The 21,651-nt window shown below is 48.0% G+C and carries 18 protein-coding genes; 2 read left to right on the plus strand and 16 right to left on the minus strand.

The genetic code is table 11. The features are described 5' to 3' along the window. The first annotated feature begins 160 nt into the window (after positions 1-160). Positions 161-1,843: an ArnT family glycosyltransferase gene (locus tag ACEW8F_RS16625; protein ID WP_373484582.1), complete on the plus strand. Its 1,683-nt coding sequence runs from the start codon at positions 161-163 to the stop codon at positions 1,841-1,843. Here ACEW8F_RS16625 and ACEW8F_RS16630 read toward each other — a convergent pair. The 5 genes from ACEW8F_RS16630 to ACEW8F_RS16650 are packed head-to-tail and all read right to left on the minus strand — an operon-like array spanning position 1,821 to position 6,352. Continuing rightward, complete coding sequence (locus ACEW8F_RS16630) at positions 1,821-2,552, minus strand: ABC transporter ATP-binding protein (RefSeq protein WP_373484583.1); 732 nt, start codon at positions 2,550-2,552, stop codon at positions 1,821-1,823. The genes ACEW8F_RS16625 and ACEW8F_RS16630 overlap by 23 nt on opposite strands. Beyond that, entirely contained in the window at positions 2,549-3,331 is a 783-nt protein-coding gene (locus tag ACEW8F_RS16635; protein ID WP_373484584.1) for an ABC transporter permease, read from the minus strand. The genes ACEW8F_RS16630 and ACEW8F_RS16635 overlap by 4 nt, the downstream gene beginning before the upstream one ends. Continuing rightward, on the minus strand, positions 3,321-4,289 hold the full coding sequence (locus tag ACEW8F_RS16640; protein ID WP_373484585.1) for an ABC transporter substrate-binding protein: 969 nt from the start codon (positions 4,287-4,289) through the stop codon (positions 3,321-3,323). Before ACEW8F_RS16640 ends, ACEW8F_RS16635 begins: the two co-directional genes overlap by 11 nt. Positions 4,290-4,310: 21 nt before the next feature. Beyond that, positions 4,311-5,597 carry an ATP-grasp domain-containing protein gene (locus ACEW8F_RS16645; RefSeq protein WP_373484586.1) on the minus strand — a complete coding sequence of 429 codons (1,287 nt, stop codon included), beginning with the start codon at positions 5,595-5,597 and terminating at the stop codon, positions 4,311-4,313. A gap of 2 nt (positions 5,598-5,599) precedes the next feature. Then, positions 5,600-6,352 carry a glycosyltransferase family 2 protein gene (locus tag ACEW8F_RS16650; protein WP_373484587.1) on the minus strand — a complete coding sequence of 251 codons (753 nt, stop codon included), beginning with the start codon at positions 6,350-6,352 and terminating at the stop codon, positions 5,600-5,602. 106 nt (positions 6,353-6,458) lie between these two features. Here ACEW8F_RS16650 and ACEW8F_RS16655 point away from each other — a divergent pair, with 106 nt between their 5' ends. After that, a complete protein-coding gene (locus tag ACEW8F_RS16655) occupies positions 6,459-6,671 on the plus strand; it encodes a sulfurtransferase TusA family protein (protein ID WP_373484588.1) in 213 nt (70 codons plus the stop codon). 10 nt (positions 6,672-6,681) lie between these two features. On the opposite strand, the gene ACEW8F_RS16660 is transcribed toward ACEW8F_RS16655, so the two are convergent. The 11 genes from ACEW8F_RS16660 to ACEW8F_RS16710 all read right to left on the minus strand — a co-directional run bounded on the left by ACEW8F_RS16660 (position 6,682) and on the right by ACEW8F_RS16710 (position 21,645). Further along, positions 6,682-7,575 carry a LysR substrate-binding domain-containing protein gene (locus tag ACEW8F_RS16660; RefSeq protein ID WP_373484589.1) on the minus strand — a complete coding sequence of 298 codons (894 nt, stop codon included), beginning with the start codon at positions 7,573-7,575 and terminating at the stop codon, positions 6,682-6,684. A 109-nt stretch (positions 7,576-7,684) separates the two neighbouring features. Beyond that, positions 7,685-8,218 carry a YeeE/YedE thiosulfate transporter family protein gene (locus ACEW8F_RS16665; RefSeq protein ID WP_373484590.1) on the minus strand — a complete coding sequence of 178 codons (534 nt, stop codon included), beginning with the start codon at positions 8,216-8,218 and terminating at the stop codon, positions 7,685-7,687. A 79-nt stretch (positions 8,219-8,297) separates the two neighbouring features. Next, positions 8,298-8,948 carry a YeeE/YedE thiosulfate transporter family protein gene (locus ACEW8F_RS16670; protein WP_373484591.1) on the minus strand — a complete coding sequence of 217 codons (651 nt, stop codon included), beginning with the start codon at positions 8,946-8,948 and terminating at the stop codon, positions 8,298-8,300. A 183-nt stretch (positions 8,949-9,131) separates the two neighbouring features. Continuing rightward, complete coding sequence (locus ACEW8F_RS16675; RefSeq protein ID WP_373484592.1) at positions 9,132-10,244, minus strand: zinc ribbon domain-containing protein; 1,113 nt, start codon at positions 10,242-10,244, stop codon at positions 9,132-9,134. A gap of 37 nt (positions 10,245-10,281) precedes the next feature. Then, positions 10,282-15,297 (minus strand): hypothetical protein, encoded by a 5,016-nt coding sequence (locus ACEW8F_RS16680; RefSeq protein ID WP_373484593.1) that lies wholly within the window; start codon positions 15,295-15,297, stop codon positions 10,282-10,284. A gap of 15 nt (positions 15,298-15,312) precedes the next feature. Then, positions 15,313-15,804: a hypothetical protein gene (locus ACEW8F_RS16685; RefSeq protein WP_373484594.1), complete on the minus strand. Its 492-nt coding sequence runs from the start codon at positions 15,802-15,804 to the stop codon at positions 15,313-15,315. A gap of 15 nt (positions 15,805-15,819) precedes the next feature. Beyond that, a complete protein-coding gene (locus ACEW8F_RS16690) occupies positions 15,820-16,389 on the minus strand; it encodes a hypothetical protein (RefSeq protein WP_373484595.1) in 570 nt (189 codons plus the stop codon). 43 nt (positions 16,390-16,432) lie between these two features. Continuing rightward, complete coding sequence (locus ACEW8F_RS16695; RefSeq protein ID WP_373484596.1) at positions 16,433-17,203, minus strand: hypothetical protein; 771 nt, start codon at positions 17,201-17,203, stop codon at positions 16,433-16,435. Between the two features lie 342 nt (positions 17,204-17,545). After that, a complete protein-coding gene (locus tag ACEW8F_RS16700; RefSeq protein WP_373484597.1) occupies positions 17,546-18,535 on the minus strand; it encodes a guanosine polyphosphate pyrophosphohydrolase in 990 nt (329 codons plus the stop codon). A gap of 473 nt (positions 18,536-19,008) precedes the next feature. After that, complete coding sequence (locus tag ACEW8F_RS16705; protein ID WP_373484598.1) at positions 19,009-21,255, minus strand: ATP-binding protein; 2,247 nt, start codon at positions 21,253-21,255, stop codon at positions 19,009-19,011. 18 nt (positions 21,256-21,273) lie between these two features. Continuing rightward, complete coding sequence (locus ACEW8F_RS16710) at positions 21,274-21,645, minus strand: response regulator (RefSeq protein WP_373484599.1); 372 nt, start codon at positions 21,643-21,645, stop codon at positions 21,274-21,276. Between the last annotated feature and the right edge of the window lie 6 nt (positions 21,646-21,651).

Below are 21,651 nucleotides of genomic sequence, written 5' to 3' on the forward strand. Positions count from 1 at the left end.
GGGATTTGGTTCACAGACATTGTAATGCAGTATTAATGTTATTAATGGCACAATCAAAAGAGATATTTCCGTGAACCCGACCCGGCTTTGTGTTATACTCAATAAAACGAATCCGGTCGTTATCTAAAATCTGTTTGATAATGTCTTTGAGGTGGCAGCAATGAACGCGAACCAAAAACCAACACGCGCGAAAATAATAGGGCCCACAATAAAAAAAGCCCGGACTGAAGCGCTTCGCTCAAATCAGGCCATCTATTGGCTGCTGGGTCTCTACTTTCTCGTCAATCTGTTGTTTCTGACGGCCTTTCCCTATGTTCATTCCGACGAATCCTGGCTCAGCGGGTTGTCCCGGCATCTCGCTGTCACCGGCGATATCGGCGTCACCGAGCCTTTTTTCAACGCCTATGAACGCCATCCCCATGCCATCCGGCTGCTATTTCATCTGCTTCAGGCGGGCTTTATGCAGGTATTCGGCTATCAGATTTTTACCTTTCGGCTGATTTCACTGCTTTTTTCGGTGGCCACCCTGTACTTTTTTTATCAACTCGGCCGGCTTTTTTTTCGTACTGCCGGTACGGCGTTGCTGGCCACCCTGCTGTTGTCCCTGGATATCCAGTTTATTTACGCCGCCCATCTGGCCCGGCAGGAAATCATCATTGTCTTTATTCTGGTGCTGGCCATCTATTTATTGATCAGCCGGATCGATACCCATGGCTTTAAGGATGACTGGTGGCTGGGACTGCTCGTTGGCCTGGGGATCGGGGTTCATCCCAATAGTCTGATTGTGGCGGTGACCATTGGCCTGTCTTATCTGTATTATATCCAGCATAAGAAAATCAGCTGGCGCAATTTCTCCCTGCTGGTGCTGGTGATTGGTCTGTTGGCCCTGGTCTTTATCGGTCTCAGTTTAACCATGGATCCCGAGTACCTGACCCATTATACCCAGCAGGGCCGAAATTTCGGGGTTGGCGACGGGTTGCCGGGGAAGTGGCAGGGATTTTGGGATTTTTACCAGCAGCTCTTTAACCAATTCAACATCGAATATTTTATGCCCAATATCCGGCCCCAGCTGATCGTCTTTGGGCTGGCCCTGCTGCTTAGCCTGCTATTGCTGGTAAAGCACCGGTCTGAGCCCCGCTATTTGCAACTGGGGCTGCCACTGTTACTGGTTTTCGGCGTTAATCTGGGAATTTTTGCCATTGGCCGCTACAATGTAACCAGCATTGTCTTTGTCTTTCCGTTAATGTACTTGCTGATTGTACTGTTACTGGAAATTATTTATCCCCAACAAATGCCTTCTGAACAATTGCCGACCGAACAAGTGTTGCATATTCACCAGCTACCAGTAAAAAAGCGCAAAAAAAAGCCGTTACCAGGACTGTTAGTCCTGATAACCGCAACGCTGACCCTGACCGGGCTGCAACTCCCGGCCCATCCCTATTCTGCCTATCTCGCTCAGATCCAGGCCGCCATTCCTGGCAATCCCAAGATCCTCGGCAATTTAAACGCCGAGTATGCCTTTGCCGACGGCCAGCTGCTTGACTACCGTAATCTCCAGTACCTGGATGATCAGGGGATCGCCTTTGCCGACTACGTGGCGGCCGAGCAGATTGAGGTCATCATCTATTATGACGAGCTGGCCTTTATTGCCCAAAACCATCCCACCTATGATGTGATGTACGGTGATCTCAACACGGTTTTTCCGGAAATGACTGCTTTTCTCACAGAACACTGCGAAGAAATCAACGTCTTTACGGACTCCACCTACGGCACCAATCTGGCGCCCCTGATCGATACCAGGCCCTGGACGATCCATATTTTCAGGGTGACAGCAGCGCCGTAATCACGGCCACCTGGGTCTCATCGGTGTTACGGCTGTGATTTTCGATCACCGCCGCCACCGCCCCGGCCTTCAGCACCACAATCCGGTCAGCCAGATACAGGGCCTCGCGGATATCGTGGGTCACAAAAATGGTGGTGGCCTGGGTTTCCTGGCGTATTTCCAGCAGGGTCTCCTGCAGCTCCCCTTTGGTTTGGGCATCGAGACTACCAAAGGGCTCATCCATCAACAGGAGCTGGGGCGACAGTGCCAGGGCCCGGGCCAGGGCGGTCCGCTGCTTCATCCCGCCGGACAACTGATTGGGATAATATTCCCCAAATTCGGTGAGTTTGACCAGCTCCAGATAATGCTCCGCCCGGCTGCGGATTTCCCGATGGCTGAGCTGCTCCGGCGCTTTTTTCAGGGGAAATTCAATATTATGGCGGACCGTCTGCCAGGCAAACAGCTGATCAAATTCCTGAAAAACCATGATGCATTGGCGACTGGGTTTTTCCACCCGTACCCCGTTGAGCCGGATTTCCCCCTGATCGGCTTTGACAAACCCGCCAATCAGGTTCAGCAGCGTACTTTTACCGCAGCCGGAGGGACCGATGACGCAAATCAGTTCCCCGGGCCAGATCTCCAGATTAATGTCGGTCAGCACCGGTCGCCCCTCGTAGGATTTGCTGACAGCACACATTTCAATGATGGGTTTCACCGCAACCGCCATCATGCTACACCCCACTTATTGATGGTATTTTTCTCCAGCTTGCCAAAGACAAAATCTTCCACAAAAATCCCCACCGCAATGATCATTAAAATCCCGGCATAAACCCCGGCAGTATCCATAAAAACCCGTTTATTGAAAATATACCAGCCAATCCCGCCGATGCCCCCAGAAGCTCCAAAGATCATTTCCGCCGAGATAGCTGCCCGCCAGCCCCGGGCCCAGCTGATTTTCAGCCCGGCAATCAGAAAAGACAGAGAGGCCGGAACAAAGATCCGGATGATGCTCTGGAAGGTATTAAACCCATAATTTTCACCGATTTTTTTATAGACCGCGGGAATCGCCTTAAAGCCGGCACTCATGTTGAGAATCATCGGCCATAACACCGAATGGACAATGATAAATAAGATCGCCGCACTGCCGGTCCCGATCCAGAGAATGATCAGCGGCAACAGGGCAATGCCCGGCAAGGGGTGAAAAATCGAGACGCAGGTGTCGGTGAAGCTGGCAAAAACCGGGCTCACCACCGCCAGAAACGACATCAAAAAGGCCAGCGCCACGCCAATCCCCAGGCCGATCAAAATCAGCCCCAGGGAAAAAACCATCTGCCTGACCAGATCGCCGTTGCTGATCGAATCGATTAAGGCCGCCAGAATCAGTTCCAGGGATGGAAAGGCCAGGGGGCTCACCGGGGCCAGCTGCGCCGTCAGTTCCCAGGCCATCAGCATCAGGATGATCCAGATATATTTTGAATAGGGTGACAAAAAAAGCGCTTTAATCCTCATAATCGGTCTGCTCCCAAATAACCGCCTCCGAGTTTTCAAAACTTTTCTTCAGATAACCGGTTTTCAGCATAAAATCAGAAAAGGTCTGCAGGCCTTTGACGGTCTGGCTGTATTCGGTATCGGTGGCGGTCAGATAGGCCAGCACTTCGGCTTCCGGCAAATCATAGGCCTCACTGAGAATCACCGCCGCCGCCTGGGGATGCTCATTGATAAAGGCGATGGCCTCGGCCAGGGATTGATTAAAGGCGGCATAAACTTCGGGGTTTTCGTCGTGAAGTTTTTGGGTGGTCACCCCAACAATAAAAGAAAACTCCCCGCCAAAGGCTTCGTTGCCAGAGATGATCTGATGAAATCCCGGCGTGGCCAGCTCTTTTTCCAGGTAAGGAGTGGCAGTAAAGTGGGCCGTCACATCCCCGCCGGACAACAGGGCATTCATTCCATCGGGATGGGACAGGGTCACCAGCTGATTGTCCAGCTTCTGGGGATTGCCAAATTCCCGGTCACAGGCCATGGCCAGCAGAATATGCTGAACGCTACCCGGCTGTGGCACCGCAATGCGATCCTGTTCACCCAGATCGGCCAGGCTATTGACACTGGTTCTGGTTACCAGTCCGGTCGGCACTGATGACAGGCCGGTGGCAATTTTCCAGTCCATCCCGTTGTCCCAGCCAATCAGAAATGGCGGGATGGCCATAAAGCCGGCATCCAGACGATCTGCCACCATTGCTTCACGAATGGCGGCGGTATTGCTCATCTGTTCCCAGGAAATCGCGATTCCCGGACAATTTTTTTCCAGCAGCCCCTGGGCTTTCATGATTTGCACCGGGGCATAGGCAATCCCATATTGTTCGGCCATCCGGATGGTTTTTTGCGCACCGGCGGTTTCTGTTTTTGCACAACCGGTGGTCAACACCAGCGCTATTACCCATAAAATGATCATAAACTTTTTCAATTGCATCCCCCTTTATTCTTCTGCGTATTAATGAGTCGCTGCTCCCGGCCCCATTTTTGCCGGTTGCGATGATCCCTCACGATAGGCCTTGGGCTGGATCACCAGGTTCTGGCCCTGTTCGTCAATGATTTTTAAAGCCCTGAAGGCCTGATTGATGGATTCATGCAGGGCGCGTTCTGTCGTTCCGGCCATCACCAGATAGCCGGCTCGGGCGGTGGCATTCGCAATGGTTTCCAGGGTCTGTCCGGCGGCCACATTATAACCTGCGGCAATCACCCCGGGGAGCTTACGGAGTGTCTCCAGACTGGTCAGGCTGGTTATTTTGCCTGGTTTGGCAAAAAACAGCTGCACTGACAAATGCTCATTCACACGCGCTGTTCTGGTCTGATCACCGGCGGCTAAAACAGCATCGATCCCCAGTGAAAAATTGATCACCCGATCGAGAATATCAAAGCCGGTCAGATAGGGAATAAAGATATCCTCATGGGCGCCGCCAATCCGACCGGCGACCTCATTGACGACAATCCCCTGTTCCCCTACCAGCAGCTGCACATAGAGGGGGCCGGCCTTAATCTTAAAAGCCCGGGTGATGCTGTGAACCAGCGCCCGGATCTCCGGCTCCCGGCGCTGGTGGCGGCTGGGATATTCATGGGCATAACAGATGCCAATATTGCGGTCAAAGGAAAAGCTCTCGCGGTCGGTGATGGTGAGAATAGCCGGCACGCCCTTGTCAACCCAAGCGCTGACAGTGATTTCATCACTGCGATAATAGGACTCCAGCAGCACTTTATCGGCCCGGGAAAAAGAAAAAGTTTCCGGCAGGCTGTCAATCACCGCCGTCGCCGTGGTGAGCTTAAAAACCCCCCGCTGACCCTGACTGTCGAGCGGCTTGATTACCACCGGAAAGGGGATTTTGTCGAGATCTTCGACCCGGGCCGCTTTCGTTAAAAAACGATAGGGCACGGTGGGAATCTGGTTAGCCGTCATGATCTGCTTCATGATTTCTTTATTGGTGACGGCCCGGGCGGTTGGCACATCCAGAAAAGCCGGCAGCTTCAAGGCCTCGGCCACCCGGGCGACGGTGTAAACCGGCTGATCGGTGCCCATCGTCATGACCCCGTCAACCCCGTATTTTTTAGCGATATCAATGTTTTTTTCGACGTCAAAGGTGCTGACCACCTCATGAAAGGTCGCATAAATCCGGCCCGGCGGATTTTTAAAATAATCTACCAGCACCACCTCGTGTCCCATTTCAGCGGCCCGGCGGATGGCGCCCAGCTGATTATTACCGCCGCCTAAAATTTGCAGTCGCATGCTTATTTCCGTCCTTTATTTTTTATTTTATCCATTTCCTGTTGGCGGGGCTGGTAACCCCTGTTAATGCCGTAGTAATAAAACAATCGCAATAACAGCTGACTCAACTTTTTAAAATTATAATTGGATTTGCCATAGCGCCGGGGCCGATAGGCCACCTTGACATTGCCGATGTTTCTGGTCAAGCGGAGGGTAATGGCCGTGATATAAACAAAGGGGGTCTGATCTTTAATAATCCGCTCAACGATTTCCCGGTTAAGCACCCGAAAGCTGCCGACCCGGATGTTTTTCGGTTTTTTTAAAATCAGGGTAAAAAAAAGATCCACCAGCTGGGATCCCCATTGCCGGTAAAACGGATAGCCGGCCCGGTCGGGAATGCCGTAAACCACGTCAAAGCCCTTTTTAATCTCAGCCAGCAGCACCGGAACATCTTCCGGCTGCTGTTCCAGATCGTCATCGATGGTGACCACCCAATGTCCCTTAGATCGGGACAGCCCGGTTTTGATAGCCGCCTGCTGGCCGGCATTGTGATCCCGGGCAATTAAAATAATCCGGGAATCGTCGGCCGCCAGCCCCCGGATTACGGCCCGGGAATCATCTCCGGAACCATCATCGACCAGAATAATCTCGAAGCACAGCCCCCGGGCGTCCAGGGTGGCCACCAGCCGGCTGATTAATTCTGCGATCGATTGAGAACTGTTAAATACCGGGATGACAATACTGACTGCCTGATCCCATGCTATTATTTGATCCAATTTGACTCCTTTATCCCGATTAACACCTTGCCGCCGTTAAATAACCCTACCGAAACTTATTTTAATATGTTATACTAATATCCAAAAAAGATAAGGCGGTTAAGCCATGATAACCATTGATTGTCTGGGGGAAATGTGCCCCATCCCAGTTCTGAGAGCACAAAAAGAATTCAGAAAAATAAAATCCGGTGACACCATCAAAATCATAACGGATCACAGCTGTGCGCTGGAGTCCGTCACCAATGCTTTCAAAAAACATCAGATTAGTTCGGATGAGGTCATTGTCGGCGTCTGGGAAATCCTGATCACCAAATCCTGAGCTGTCGATCTTAACAGAGACTTTTTCGGGCAATATCTTTAAAGTATTTGATAAAATCGATGATCACATGGTTGTTTTCGGTTTCATCATAGATCAGATACATCTCATACTCAATGGTCAGATCAGTAATCTCGATGGCCTTGATCTGCTTGCGGTAGAGCTCTTTTTTAATGGCGATATAGGGTAAAAAACCAATCCCAAATTCGTTCATCACCGAAGCCTTCACAGATTCAATGGAGTCGCTCTTGTATAAAATATTCAGGGGCACATCATTATTACCGGTTTGCTGCATTTTTTTTAAAATCACCCGGGTTAAATCCATGCTGTCATGAAGAACAATCAGCGGATAATCGGGCAGATCACTCAGGCTGATGGTATCGGGAATATCATAGTCCGCCGGGGCCACCAGCACCAGCTTATCGATGCCGATTTTATAGTAAGAAAGCTTTTCATTCTTGGGCTTGCCATAGATAACCCCCAGATCACAAATATTATTGATGATATTTTCTTCAATCACCAGCGCTTTGTTGGAGCGGATTTCGTAATTATTCTGGGGAAACCGTTTCTTGACCTTATACATCACGCAGGGCAGGGAATAGTTGGCAATTGTCCAGAAGGCTTCAATTTTGATGTCTTTTAAAACCTGATCACTTTCTTCCAGTTTGGCCCGCATCATGTTCAGGGTGCGCACGATGTTACCCGCATACTGATAAACAATCTTTCCTTTTTCCGTTAATTCCACCCCTTTATTACTGCGGATCAGCAGGGTGCTGTCAAAATCCTTTTCCAGCTTGGAAATCTGCTGGCTCAGTGCCGATTGGGAAAGATGGTTTTCAGTGGCCACCTTGGAAATGCTTTTGGCTTTTGCCACCAGATAAAAATTTTCTAAATATTCAATATGCAAGTATTATCACTTCCTCATTTTTATATTCTTTGTTATCATTTTATCACAGTTTATCTTTCCAAACAGCAGCTATTTAATAAATCCCGGGCGACGGCTCAGCTCCCGGCGGTTAAATAAGAAAGCGGAGCAGTAGTTTCCCGCCAATTAAGGCGCCAACAAACAAAAAAAAGCCGAATACCCAGCCGGATAAGGACATTGACCCAATTCCACTGAAAAATGCGCCGATATTGCAGCCCGCTGCGATGCTTGAACCATAACCCATCAGGAGTCCGCCCAAAGCTGCCGCCAGGACTTGTTGCCCTGATTTGATTTTCTTGAGTCGAAATTGTGATGCCAGCAAAGCTGATAATAGAGCCCCCAAAATGATCCCCAGATTACGCAGGGTTACCAGATTATCCTCGAACCATAAGGTTTCCCGGGCTCCCAGCAATTGGGTGACCATCTCCACATGCCCGGGCATCCCCAAACCCAGAACACCTTGCAGGCGCATGGCCCAAAAAGAAAAGGCACTGGTAATCCCCAGCGGCTCCTGGGTGACAACCAGGGTGACGACCTGGAGGATCGATAATAACACCGCCCCAATCACATAGGACCATGACGGCTTAAACCATTTTCTGAACTTTTCCTGATCTTTCCCGTTCATCACTTTTCCCCTTTTATTACCTCAAAACAGCCCCTTGCATCCCAAGATCTGACCAACCGCTGTCAATACAAAGTCGCCTTTACAGCGCCTGTTTTTCTTCCCATTTAACGGCCAGTCGATACAGCAGACCGATGACCAGGAGCTGGATGATCAGGGCCCCCGACCAGCCGAACAGATCCGGCAGAAATACCCCGTCCCTGATCCACATCAAATGGGTGTTCCACCACTCCAGATGATTATTGCCCAGCATCGTTCCCAGAAAAAAACCAACCAGGGTGATCAGATGGATTTCGAAACCTTCACCAATCCGCATCAGCATTCCCGAGGCACAGCCCCCGGCAATCACCATCCCAATGCCAAAAAAAGTACCACCAACCACAGTATTCATGCCGATGGCCGCAATATAGCTTTGTCCCGGGATGGGCTGGCCGGTGAAATAATAAAAGTATTTGACGGCCGTAAAACCGATACTTGTCAAAGCCAGTGCCACCAGCACCCCCCGGGTCACAACCGTACTGCCTGTCAGCGCCGGATCCCGGAAGGCCGCCACAAAACAGAAGCGGGAGCGCTGCAAGATATAGCCAAAACCAAGGCCGCTGAGCCAGAAAAAAGCAATCATCGGGGCGGACTGAAATAAAAAAACAGCAATTATCAGGACGATCGCAACTAAAACTAAACCAACGGAAAACTGTCGGGAAAATTCATCTTTTTTCTGCTCGTTTAAGTTCATCACCGCACCCCCATTCTTGTGATTTTTCCTGTTATAATCAAAGCCCTGGTCATCCGGCTTGATAAAATCAACAAAGAATAAGCACTGGATTTCCTGCCATGGATTAAGAAATTTATGATTATCTTACACTGAATTAAGATATTTTGCAACGTTTAACCGTCGCCGGTTACACTAAATAAAGAATCAATGTTCCACCAGCGTACCGCATTTAGTACAGAATTTTCTGCCTGGTCTGAGGGGTGCTCCGCACTGATGGCAGAAGCGTGCCGGTTCTGGAGCCACGGTTTGCGGCGGCACCGTGGTAAAGGCGATTTTTTTCAGATAGCCCATCCACTGCTCCAGCAAGGTGATGATGTGACCGCTATCCAGGGCCTGATGCTGAAATTTCAGTTCGCCATGCTCGGGTTCCAAAGAGACCAGATGGGTGGTAAAAGCTGTCGGCATCAGGATTTTGCGGTCCAGCACCTTTTTCTGGCCGTTGATCAGGGCCACCGCTTCAAAGCCCACCGAGCCCATCCAGGTGGAGGCAAACTCGGTCCCCAGGGTTATCCCCAGTTTGCCGAGGGTCAGGGTTTCCCCAGAACCGTTTTGATCTTTTTGGATAAAACCCCAATCCTCCAGAATATCCAGATGCTCCGGCGCCAGGACAAGCTTATGGGTTTTAAGCCCCGGAGTCAAATTGATCAGGCTGGGCAGCAGCCAGCGATTGTCCCCTTGTAAAATGGCTTCTTTCAGGCTCACAATAAAATCCCGGGGGGTAATGGCCACCTGGCCGCTAGCCTCATAGCGCAGCATGCTCTCCAGATTGGCGCGGCGGTAAAGATCCAGACAATGGCAGGCACAGACAAGGGTTTCCAGATCCTGCCGGCCCGGGAAAATCTCCCGGTAGCTGTGGGTGTCGCTGGTGCCGTAAAGAGAAATCCACCAGTTGAGAAAGCTGGACCAGTCGGAAAACAGCAGCAGTTTCAGACGCCCTTCGGAGTCCGTAAATTGAGCCAGCACCGCTGCGGTTCCCGCTGCCAGCAGCACATAATATAATTCTTCCTGGGACATACTGCCGCCGGCATGGCAGCGGATCCGTAAATCCGGTGCCTGCAGCAGCTGTGCGATGGCTTTCCCATCGGGGCTGGTCATCAGCCGCTGTAATTCAGCGGTGTTGGTATTTTCCGCTACAGCGGTCATTTGGGCATAAGGTGACAGATCATTGGCGGTGACTCCTGAGCTTTCAAACAAAGAACCCAGATCGCCTGCGGTGATAGTATAAACGCCAGGCAAGGTTGTGGTTTCATTTTTCATTAAATTTTACCTCCTCATCCATTTTCAGTTTCTGGATTCATTTATTGAACTTCTGCATTGATTCCATGACCGACGACATCTGCTCAGATACCTGCTTCGGCGAGAGCCCCATGCCTTTGAGAATTTGTTCAGCTTCGGCGACACTGATGCCGCCTTTGGGTTTGCCAACCTTTTCCATCACACTGATCGCTGTAAACAGCTTGTCCGGAATTTTAACCACATCCTGGCCCTTGGCCAGATTAATGGCTTTCACCTGCTCACAGATCTGGTTGTTAAACTGCTTGGTGGTCTGACGCATCGATTCTTCACTAAGGCCTTCGGCTTTTGCCAGCAGCGCCGCCTTTTCCGGTCCGGTGGCCTTTTGGGCCTGTTCCCGCAGCTCATGGGCCTGGTTTTCCCATTCGTTGGCCTTGAATTCCATGGTTTTGGTGCCGGCCTCAATATCGCCCAGTTTTTTGACGGTACCGTCTTTTTTGATCATTTCCTTGAGATCGGCATCACCGGCGCCATAGCCTTCGGCCGAACGATGATCCACGGCGGAAACATCCATTTCTTTGGAGAAATTATCAACCGCTTTGCTGTCCACGACATCGATGCCATTTTCGATTTTGGTGGGCAGCTTACCATCATGGAATTGTTTGTAATATTCTTCCCCAAAAACCCGTTTGGTATCCGCAGCCGGAATATCTTTATAGATCGGGGTAACTTTGCCGGTTTTAGGATCAATCGATTCGCCCACCTGGACCCGGTAGGTTTTATCGATATCGTAGCTGGCTTTATCACCTTTTTTAAGATCAATCTCCTTTTCCAGTCTTGCCCGTTCTGTTGTTATCGCATCCTGTTTATTCTTAATTGCCTGCAGTTGATCATCTGACATTTGATCGAGCGGTTGCGAACTCTTTGGTTTCTGGGCAAAGCCAGTGGGATCAGGGGCATCCGAGACATCCATGGTATTGGTCGCTCCGACGGTTTTGACTTGCTCGATATCGACACCGTAATCTTTAGCGATGCGCTCCCGGGCATCAAAATCGGCCATTTTTGCTTTCTGGTTCATTTGCGTTTTAAAGGCACTGCGGATATCTTCTGAATCCGGCCCTTCTAAATCGTTGAGACTATGCATCGCGTGTTTATCCTGCTGAACATTGCGCATGGCGTCTTCGTAAGCTTTTTTCGCCTCGGCCGAATCGGGATTGGCTTTGAGCTGATTCTGGGCGGTCTTGAGATCATCGACCTTCTGCTGGCCGGCCTTTCGACCATCCTTGAACAATTCGTCCCGTTCAAGGGTTTCGGGATCCGGCTTGCTGTTCGTTCGGTAATCCTCGATCATTTCATCCGCTTTTTGGGAAACCTTGTTTTTCTGATCATTAATTTTCTGGGTAGCTTTTTCATAAGCATCTTTGCTGGGCTTCTCACCGGGCTTCAGGCCTTTTGTCTCGGCCAGATCGTCAACTGATTGATTCGCTGCTTTAGTGGTGCTATCGCCGACTTCATCAGCGGCTTTTTGTGCCCCTTTGGTAGCATCATCGCCAATTTCATCCGCCGATTTTTTGACTGCTTTAGTCGCATCATCGCCGATTTCATCAGCCGTTTGCGAGGCTTTTTGGGACATGTTTTTATTAATTTTGGCGACCGCTTTATCCGCCCCATCGTCAGCAATCAGGCCCATTTTTTTGGACGCCTTCTGGTTGAGATCATCGATCTTCGAAGCGCCGGCATCGACCAGATCACCAAGTTTCTGAGTCGCCTTCGGGAAGGTCTTCTTGACAAATCCGGTGCCCAGCTCCCCAGCCTTTTCGAGGCCGAAGGAAAGCACTTCGTCGGTGACGACCTGGGTCATCGCCCCAGTTGTGGCATCCCAACCGGTTTTACCCTGGTCGATGCCTTTTTTAACATTGTTAAGGGCTTCCCCCACCGTCATCACGTATTCGGATGCACCCCCTGTGGCGGCTCCGATCACCATCCGGCCGGCCATCCCCATATAGGAGGTGTTGCCGTCTTCATCTTCGCCGGTGACGATGTTGCGGATGGTTTCGACATTGGCTTTTAAGGCGGAATTCACATCCGTATACCAGGGGGGTTCTTCCCACTTTTGTCCGCTATCGGAGGCTGACTGGCCTTTGATCCGGCTGTCAATAACATTTTTAATTTTTTCCAGTTTGTCATGATCCAGATCCTTCCCGGAAAGCATCCCATCTTTGAGATCCTGAATGGCCTGGTCTACATCTCCGGGTCCGCCGGGGGTTCCAAACTCGTACTTGTCAGCGGTTTTCTGGATCTGTTCGAGATTCTTAAAATCGGCCAGATGCTGATCGATGGCCTTACTGGTGGCGTCCTGCCGGGTGGCAAATTTATCCATAGTATCGGCGGCAATCGCCTTATCCACGGCCAGATCATCCTGCCACTTACCAAACTTGTCCGGATCAAAATAGTTGCCGCTGTCGGTATTGATCCACTCTCCGGATTTGGCGTCGTATTTTATTTCATAGGTGCGACCGTCCGTCTGACCCACCAGCGTTTTTGTTTCCCCATCTTTAGGAAAGGTTTGCACTGGTGCGGTTTCCTTTGGCACCTCCGGCACATCGGTCTGATCCCCGTCGATGCCACTGTTTTTCAGATCCTGATCGCTCGGGATCGCTTGCGGCTGCGAAGAGGGGGTCTGGCCGGTTGGCGCGGCGGTGGAATTTTCGCCATCCAGGGGATGCTGATTCAGGGTGTTCTGCGGGTCTTCGGGCCCGATGATACCGCTGTTTTGGGACGGATCTTCAGGAGCTGGCGGATTGGATGGCGGTGGTGGATCAGGGCTTTGCGATTCCGGCGGGGTTGATACTTCTGCCGGGGTGGTCGTGGCTGGTGGTGTTGTGCTTACTGGTGGGGTGTCACTTGGCGTTGTTGGCGTGACGGGGCTTTCTGGTGAGGTAGCCGGGGTATCCCAGCTTTTGGGTCCGAATTTTTCGGCCGTTTTGGGATAAGGTTGTCCCAGCGGCGGGGCGGTCGGTTTGGTGTCTACAATCGGACTGCCATCCAGACTGACCGGGCCCCCATCAAAGGGATTCCGATGATCGGGATCATAACCCAGTTCGTTCCAGTGTTTGCCGCTTTTGTCATAACCGTCGGCGTTATAGCCGCTCCAGTGAAATCCGTCTTTGCCATAACCCTGCCGGTTATAGCCAAAGGAGTCGAAACCCTCGCGGTTGTAACCTTTGTAGTCAAAACCCTGGAGGTCATAGCCATCACGGTCATAGCCGTCTTTATTGAAGCCGTCGCGTTTATAGCCGAAGCGATCACAACCGTCTTTATCGTAACCATTTTTATCAAAACCATCCGGATCATAACCGTCTTTGTCAAAGCCATTTTTATCGAAGCCATTTTTATTCGCGTCATTTTCGTCACTACTCGCGGGACTGATCTCGCCCTTTTGTTTGGCTTTGGTCGCAGCCGCGGCAGCGGCGGTTTCGTCAGGGACGACATTGGATCCCTTTGTGTCCGTTTTTACTGCGGTTTTTTCGGCCGCCGGTTTTTGCTGATCCTCAGGATTTATGGCATCTGCGAGGCCTTTTTGATCGATCGTTTGCTGGTCGCCAGCTGTTATTGCATCCGCCACAACGGGGTTTTCGTCGTGTCGCACGGCGGTGTCGTCGCTAATTGCTCCTGCTTCTATAATTTTGGTTTCATTGAGAATTTTAGTTTCATTGAGAATTTTATGCTCATTGAGAATTTTGGTCTCCTCCAGATGATCCGGATCGCTTTTTTTACCAGTTTCAAAGGCGGATTCGTCCACGTCCACCTGATCACTATCCGTTAGAATCGTGTCTTCTTCGGGCAAAAAGTCCTCATAATTGTCTGATAAGATGACATTGCCATCATCATCTACCAGAACCTGACTGCTGTCCTCGATTAGAATATCACTTTCTGGCAATGCATCTCCGAAATCGTCCGCGAGAATGTTTTCTTCATGAAGGATTTCTGAGGTGTCAACCACAATCCCGTCCGCATCGGTGGCCAGTGTTTCGTCTTCCGGCAGAGCATCTGTAAATTTGTCCAGAATTATCTCATCCGCCAGATCAACACCGCTAAAATCGGCCGCCTGATCGGTGAAGATCTGTTCCCGGGGCTGGTACTGGTTCTCATCCGGGGTTAATTCCCAGTTGCCACCTGCAGAAGACTCATCGACATCGGTTTCCCGGCCAGCGGTTTCATCATCAGAATATTTTGAACGTTTAAATCCGGTTTCCCGAACCGGTGGCGGCGAGCCCCCGGAAGGTATCGCGCCGCTGCCGGCCAGACCAGATAAGGCGCCGATTGCCACGGCCAGCAGCCCCGGAACCACCACGCCCACCACGGATTCGGTGTTGTTGGCCGGGCCAGGAATATTCCCCACCGGACCGATGGCCGCCGGGGATTGACTCTGGTAATGGTCTTCATCGCCGTTATCAGGGCTATTAGCACCAGTGCCTTGTTCCCCGGGCACTCCATCTCCGGTCACCGAACTGGGGGCAGTATTGGTAATCACCGTTTCCAGATCAGGTGCTTTGCCTCCCAGCAGTCCGTTTTGCTCCAGCGCATCCAGCATCAGCTGGGCATATTCGGTAGCAGTCTGAAAATCCTGTTCCAGGCTATTGCCAGAATCCGTTGTTTCGATAATAACCATATAATCCCTAAGCACCACTGAAACAACTACCCCATATTCTGTGCTGTATCGTCTGACTTCGCCGCCCTTCAAAGGGGTTGTAACACTGCCCAGGCTGCCTGAGTAGTCAAAAAGCTGGTTCGATACGGCCTGTATTTCTTCGGCTTTCAGCGGTCCCAGTCCATAAAGTCCAACCTGTCCGTTGTAATAATCGCCCATGCAAAAATAAACCGCAAGATTATATCCGGTCACATCTTCTGTTAGCTCTTGATACTCCATATTTCCCAGCTCATCGGCCACCTGCTGGACCGCATCGGCCAGGGTCTGGGCGTGAACCGGCAACGCTGTCAAAAGCATCACCAGCAGCAGCGAAACCAGCGCTTTTTTCAGGGGCTTTTTCAATTCGTTTTCAGGTTTCTTCATCATCACTCTGCCCCCTTCTTATGGCAACAATGACTGGATCAACATCCAGCCAGTCGAAAAAGCCATGCCAAGCAGTGATGGAACGAGCACATTTTTCAGCGGATGTCCCCCCAGTTTAATCACTTCAGTCCCGGCGTTGGCCGCCGACGTGGTAATAGCAGCAGCAGCGAAGGGCATGATCGCCTGCCAGCCCAGCCCGAAAAAGGCCATCAGGGCCAACACCGTAAAGGGGATCATAAAGACAATCCCTTTGGCCACCGCATTTTTGGCAAAGTGTGGTGTCGTCGTCAGGGCCAGATTCTTGTTGGCGCCTTTTAAGAGGAGCATCAGCAGATTGATCATTCCCAGTCCGACCAGCACCGACAATAAGACTGACAATGCAAAATGAAGTAGGCTCAACTCCGGCCGGGCCAGTCCGGTCATGATCCCGAAAGCCAAAAAACAGAAGTAAAATGGCCAAATTATTGTTTGTTTTTCATTATCTTGCAGCTTGACAAATCCGGTTTCCATATCATTCCTCCTTCATTAAAAGCCGAGTTGGCCCAGCAGGCCCCAGCCAAAAAGCATGATGGCACCACACAGGGTGGTCAGCACCACACTGAGAACGGTGGCATCACCGGACATCTGCTTGATCGTGAACAGCGTCGGCCGTAATGACCACAATACGCCGGTGATGCCAAAGGCCACCGCGGTGTTCCAATGAAAAGCCAGCGAAAACAGCAACCCGCAAAGGGAATAGATCAGGGTTACCGAATAACCCAGAGCAAAATTCGAAATGGCCCAGCCCGGCGGCAAATTCCGTTTTCCGCCCTGCGCCAGCAGGTAGGACAGCATCGCCAGCAGCACGACCCCGGCGGTGCCAAAAAATAGACCAATCATGGCGATCAAGATCACCCGTTCGATGCCGATGGTGCCGGCCCGGAACAGATCAATGCCGGTCTGCAGAAAAAACAGGGTAAAGGCCAGACCGGAAAGCAGAATGGTGTAGGGCCAGGGGATCTTAATCAGCTGTTTTTTAATGACCTCTCCCGGATTGGCAATCATGGTTAAAACCGTTCTCAACTGGGATTTTCTGGGGTGACTCTGTGGATCCATGGTTAACACGTCCTTTCTTATCATAAACGGCGGGATCGCCCATTCAATCTATTTTATCGTTTGCTTCATTAGAAGTGGTGAAATCAACCTGGTTAACCGTAGCTATTTGCAGGGCCACCTCATTTCCTTCCGCCTCTTTGCCGCTGGGAACCGGAATGCGGCAGATATGTTCCTGGGGACCGGTTCGCTGATAAATATCAAAAGACACCTCAATAACCACCGACCCATCCAGATGGTGGCCAAAATTCACCCCTGTGATCTGCGTCATCGGTGCGGCCCATTGGCTGTATTCCCCCATCACCCAGGCGCTGTAGGGGCTGACATAGACCTCCGGTAACGAGGCCTTCATCCGCCGGTAGGAAATAATCGGAAAGGTGAAGGCCACCACGAATAACAGCAGCAGCACCGAACCCATCAGGATCGCAAAAAAGAACGCCTCATCGGGATCGTCAAAGCCGAAGATCAGAAAGGCCCCGCCGATCACCACAAAGAAAAACGTCATGATCCCGATGAGAATTCGATTATCCGATTTTCTTTCGTGAAACTCGGCTTCCGCTTTTTCTAATTGTTCGGTCTGACCAAAGGTCCAGTGGGCCAATTGATCCACCTCTTTGAATAGATTATCCAGCAGCCGGGCCTGTTTGTAAAAAACAAAAATCATGATTCCAAAGGTGATCCCCAACAGCAGACCGACCATGATCATCCAGAAAAAATTAAAGTCGTTCAATACGATTCCCATAAAAACCATCAACACACTGATCATCGTAATGATGATCGAAGCGATCATCCATCGTCGAGGATTGTTTTTTGGCATTGTACACCTCCTGCATTTTTTTACAAATTAATATTACGGATAGACCATGTTCTTATCGGTTCTAATTTTAATGATATACCCTTTTTTTAATAAAAATGACACCATAACTTCAACTGACTCGGTACTAATTTTTATTATTTTAAAATCGCTGAACAAAGATATATATTTCCAAATCAAAAAAGCCACCTCATGACAAGATGGCTCTAATTCTATAAAATTTTATGTTCTTATTTGGTGGATACGATCCATACTGATTTGAGGTGACAACACCAATTTAACACTATGCCATGGCAGATGAACAAAGCTTGGATCATAAATTTTCATATACGACATCGCAAAAATTTAATCAACAAGGTCATACTGGAATCGCGAAAGATGCTCATAGGGAAGAATCAGTCTGCCGCGGTAGAGACCACAGCCATCGTTAATCAGGGAATTATCCATGGCTGAAAACATATTGACATCCAATTCTGATAATTCAAGCTGCTGCAACAGGATCCCTCTTTCATAGGCATCATCAAAATAAATATTTTCCCCTTGGGGAATGGCATCGCGTCTGGCTCTTTCACTTTCCTGTCGTTTTTCATAACCTAAATGATTAGCCGGACCAATCTCAGCAAAATCGTCCATTTCTTTGGTACGAAGCTGCACTTCCACATAACAACGGGCAATATTATCATAAAAGGTGATATGCAGTGAACGATAGCCATTCAACTCTGAATCGGCAATATAATCCCGATAATAGGGGCTGACGCTCGCTTTTAATAAGGGTGATTTTTTCTGACTCCGCAAAGAAGACAGTTCAGCGGTAAAGCCCCGTTCCTCCAGAAAGCCAGGCAACTGATTGGCGACATCATAAAGATATTTTATTTCTTCATCCGCGCAAATCTCCCCTGCTTTCAGATGACATTTGGGCAACGAAATCACGATCCGGTAGGCAATCAGATCCCGAAAACAATTTAAAGCGTTTTTCAGTTCAGGCAGTGAAGGGTAACTGCCGTGTTTTATATAATACTCGTAAATATATTCGACGATATAGCCGTTAAATTTTGCTTCCGCCCGGATCAGCGATTTAATTCGTCCCTTAAAAGTAAAAGACAGAAAAGGGTATTCAGTAGCCATCAGTTTATAGAATTCCCGAATCCGCTGCGATTGCGAAGTCAGGAAATCATTATGCTGCAAAAGTTCCGCAATTTGAAGCAGAAAATTACAGTGCCACAGATCAATCTGATTATCCGTATCTTTCGCCGACTGTTTCAAATCATCAGAATACCGCTGTAAAATCTTTAGCACGGTATCGCCTGAGTATAAATAATCATTTAGTTTTTTCAATGATAAACCTTCCTTTCTTATTCATGGCAGTCATTGGCAATGATAATTGTGATGAAATATCCAGGAATACATCGCGAAGGCCGTTTTCGGCTGGCTCCGCGCTCTTAATGCTATAAACTGCCATCGGTTATCGCTTGTCGTAAGTCCTATATGACATCTGTCATCAGATCCGTGCTGGATTTATTATTGGGCATTTGATAGTACTCATAAGTTAATCTAAAGATATTATACCGGAATTTTTGTAGATTAACAATAAGTCCTGACCGTGGAATCTCTAAAAAGACATTTGTATCAAAAAAAACCACCTCATCACAAGGTGGCCTAAATTGTATCACGATTTGAGTTTTTATAAAGAGGTGACAATTGATATCTTCGATTAATGACATCCACAATAACTCCACTAAAGACATCTAATCTTGGAACTTCTGATTACTAAACAAGTGCCAAATAGGATATCATAGATATTAAATGAATTAACTTTTTTCTTTCGTAAGTTGTAATAAATCAACAGGATTAACAATCAACACGACCTGTCCGTTTCCTAGCAGCGTTGACCCGGTTATTCCGGGAATAGCGGCCAGATGGCCTGCTAATGTCTTTACTACAAACTCCTGTTCATTCCTAAGCTTATCCACGACAATGGCATAATTTTCAAAGCCATCGGATAGAATCACAGCATTCAGTTCTTCTTTTTCATGATCTCTTTCCCCTGTTGAAAAAATCTTAGAAAGCCACTCAATTCCGATTGCTTCGCCTCTTAAATAGGTGAAAAATTTTCCATTGAATTCGTGAATCATGTTTCTCTTTATTTTTACTGTTTCAACGATATTGTCCAGCGGGAAAATATACGTTTCGTGATCGACTTCCACTATCAACCCATGTGAAACCGCCAGTGAAAGTGGTAATTGAACAATCATTTTTGTACCCTTGTCCACTTCACTCTCAATGGTAACTTTACCATTAATTTTGGATATATTACTTTTGACGATATCCATACCAACACCGCGCCCCGATACCTCGGTGATCTCTTTTGCCATACTAAAGCCGGGCAGGAAAATAAGGTTGATCAATTGGTTTCGGCTCATTTTGTCAACTTCAACTTGAGATACAATGCCTTTTTCGATTGCTTTTTTTTTCACCTTCTCCGGGTCAATTCCCTTGCCATCATCTTCTATTTCAATATAAACCTGTTTGTTTTTATTATAAGCTCTGAGGACAATCTTCCCTGTCTCAGGTTTACCCTTTAGCAACCGATCCTCAAGAGACTCAATACCATGATCGGCAGAATTTCTGATCAAATGTACCAAAGGGTCACTAATTTGTTCAATGATGGTTTTATCAATTTCAGTGTTTTCACCCTGAAGGATAAGTTCTATTTTTTTACCGCTACTCTGGGCAATATCCCTGATTACTCTTGGCATTTTTTGGAAGACCGTTTTCACTTCTACCATTCTAATAGACATAATGGTATTCTGCAGATCATCGGAAATGCGATTGACATAGCCCCCAACTTCCTTGACTTCCTTTGATATTTGAGGTAAATCATAGTCCATATCCAGCTTTGACGATATGTGCATAAATGAGTTTTTCGCAATTAAAAGCTCTGAAATCATATTCATCATTTTATCAAGCTTATCCTGATTAACTCTGATACTCTGGGTGACGTTATTTTTTGATTGAACCTCTTCAGCTTCAGATTCAGTTTTAGGAGCTTTTTGTTGTGTTACAAGAGGTTTATTTTCTCCGGCACTATTCAAGGACTGAAGATCTATTAGCTGCTGTTTAATCTTATCAAGAATATCCTGATCCCCCAGCTCCTCAAACTTTTCCGAGTCAATGGCACTGATAAAAGATTTTAAATAATCCATCACAAAAAAGCTTAAATCAACGAGGGTATTTTCAAACTGGCACTCCTTATCTCGTATCAAAGCTAACAGACTTTCATAGGAATGGACAATTTCTGAAAATTGCTTTAATCTCATATAAAGAGTACTCTGCGGATTTAGAACTGTCAGATATATTCCAGTTCCACCTTTAATACTGTGCACCGCCCGGAATATTTCATTAATTGCTTCTCTGTCAGCACTATTGCTATCCAGCCGCATTAATAAATCGTTCTCGATTTTTTCAATATGCTCTAAATTTTCAAGTTGAAACTGCTCATGAATCCCCTCTTCAAGTCCGCACTTAAATTCCTCTGATTGTAGAATATCCAGATTTACGTCTTCTGATCCTTGTTCTTGACTCCTGTTTTCTTCCGGCTCCTTCACTTGACAGTTTTCAAATGCCAGTTTCAAGCTATGGTGCACCTGATTTCGCTGGTTTTCATCTTGAATCTCCAGATACAGTGCGTCATCTTCAACGGTAAAATATTTTTTCTTGATTATTTCATTGAGTTTAACTAGATAAGCCTTGAAAAAATCCAGAAATAAAAGAAGACTGTCAATCAATTCTGTTTTAACAGTGATCTCATCATTTTCTAATGCCTTTAAGATTGTTTCTATCTCAAAACATAATCTTGTAATTGACGATAGTCCAATAAAAGACGACCCACTCTTAATACAGTGGATGTCATCTAAAAGCGTATTCGTTATATCCATATCTTTTGAGTAAAGCTCGAGTTTGAGAATTTCTTTCTCGAGATTATTAAAACATGTCATCCATTCATCGACGAACGTTTTCACAATACTCATATCTTCTCTGTCATTTTTTTTACACATAATACTCACTCCATCATCCTAAAGAATCATTTTTATAGTACTGAGTAATTTTTCAGGATTGGTCGGCTTTACTAAATAGATGTCCTCTTCTGGATTGACCCCAGTGATACCTGGCTTGTGTTCATCTTCAGTGGAGATGATGATAATTGGAATCGCTATTTTCTGATCATGAATATTCTTTATCATTTCATAGCCATCCATGATTGGCATGTTGATGTCTGTTACAATCAGATGGTAATCTTCTCCCAGTAATTTTTCCATTGCCACTGCCCCATTTTCGGCTGTTTCCACCTGATAACCAAACATTTTAATGATATAGCTGTGGAAGTTTCTCACCATCTCTGAATCATCCACCACCAGTATTTTTTTAGTGTTATTCTGAGCTCTCATATCTTC

Source organism: Acetobacterium sp., from assembly GCF_041752335.1.
GTDB lineage: Bacteria > Bacillota > Clostridia > Eubacteriales > Eubacteriaceae > Acetobacterium.

Coding starts and splice junctions, on each gene's coding strand:
- ACEW8F_RS16695 (WP_373484596.1), bottom strand. CDS start 17,203: ATGCCAAAAAACAATCCTCGACGATGGATGATCGCTTCGATCATCATT.
- ACEW8F_RS16680 (WP_373484593.1), bottom strand. CDS start 15,297: ATGATGAAGAAACCTGAAAACGAATTGAAAAAGCCCCTGAAAAAAGCG.
- ACEW8F_RS16670 (WP_373484591.1), bottom strand. CDS start 8,948: ATGAACTTAAACGAGCAGAAAAAAGATGAATTTTCCCGACAGTTTTCC.
- ACEW8F_RS16705 (WP_373484598.1), bottom strand. CDS start 21,255: ATGTGTAAAAAAAATGACAGAGAAGATATGAGTATTGTGAAAACGTTC.
- ACEW8F_RS16625 (WP_373484582.1), top strand. CDS start 161: ATGAACGCGAACCAAAAACCAACACGCGCGAAAATAATAGGGCCCACA.
- ACEW8F_RS16685 (WP_373484594.1), bottom strand. CDS start 15,804: ATGGAAACCGGATTTGTCAAGCTGCAAGATAATGAAAAACAAACAATA.
- ACEW8F_RS16710 (WP_373484599.1), bottom strand. CDS start 21,645: ATGAGAGCTCAGAATAACACTAAAAAAATACTGGTGGTGGATGATTCA.
- ACEW8F_RS16645 (WP_373484586.1), bottom strand. CDS start 5,597: ATGCGACTGCAAATTTTAGGCGGCGGTAATAATCAGCTGGGCGCCATC.
- ACEW8F_RS16690 (WP_373484595.1), bottom strand. CDS start 16,389: ATGGATCCACAGAGTCACCCCAGAAAATCCCAGTTGAGAACGGTTTTA.
- ACEW8F_RS16635 (WP_373484584.1), bottom strand. CDS start 3,331: ATGAGGATTAAAGCGCTTTTTTTGTCACCCTATTCAAAATATATCTGG.
- ACEW8F_RS16675 (WP_373484592.1), bottom strand. CDS start 10,244: ATGAAAAATGAAACCACAACCTTGCCTGGCGTTTATACTATCACCGCA.
- ACEW8F_RS16630 (WP_373484583.1), bottom strand. CDS start 2,552: ATGATGGCGGTTGCGGTGAAACCCATCATTGAAATGTGTGCTGTCAGC.
- ACEW8F_RS16665 (WP_373484590.1), bottom strand. CDS start 8,218: ATGAACGGGAAAGATCAGGAAAAGTTCAGAAAATGGTTTAAGCCGTCA.
- ACEW8F_RS16655 (WP_373484588.1), top strand. CDS start 6,459: ATGATAACCATTGATTGTCTGGGGGAAATGTGCCCCATCCCAGTTCTG.
- ACEW8F_RS16640 (WP_373484585.1), bottom strand. CDS start 4,289: ATGCAATTGAAAAAGTTTATGATCATTTTATGGGTAATAGCGCTGGTG.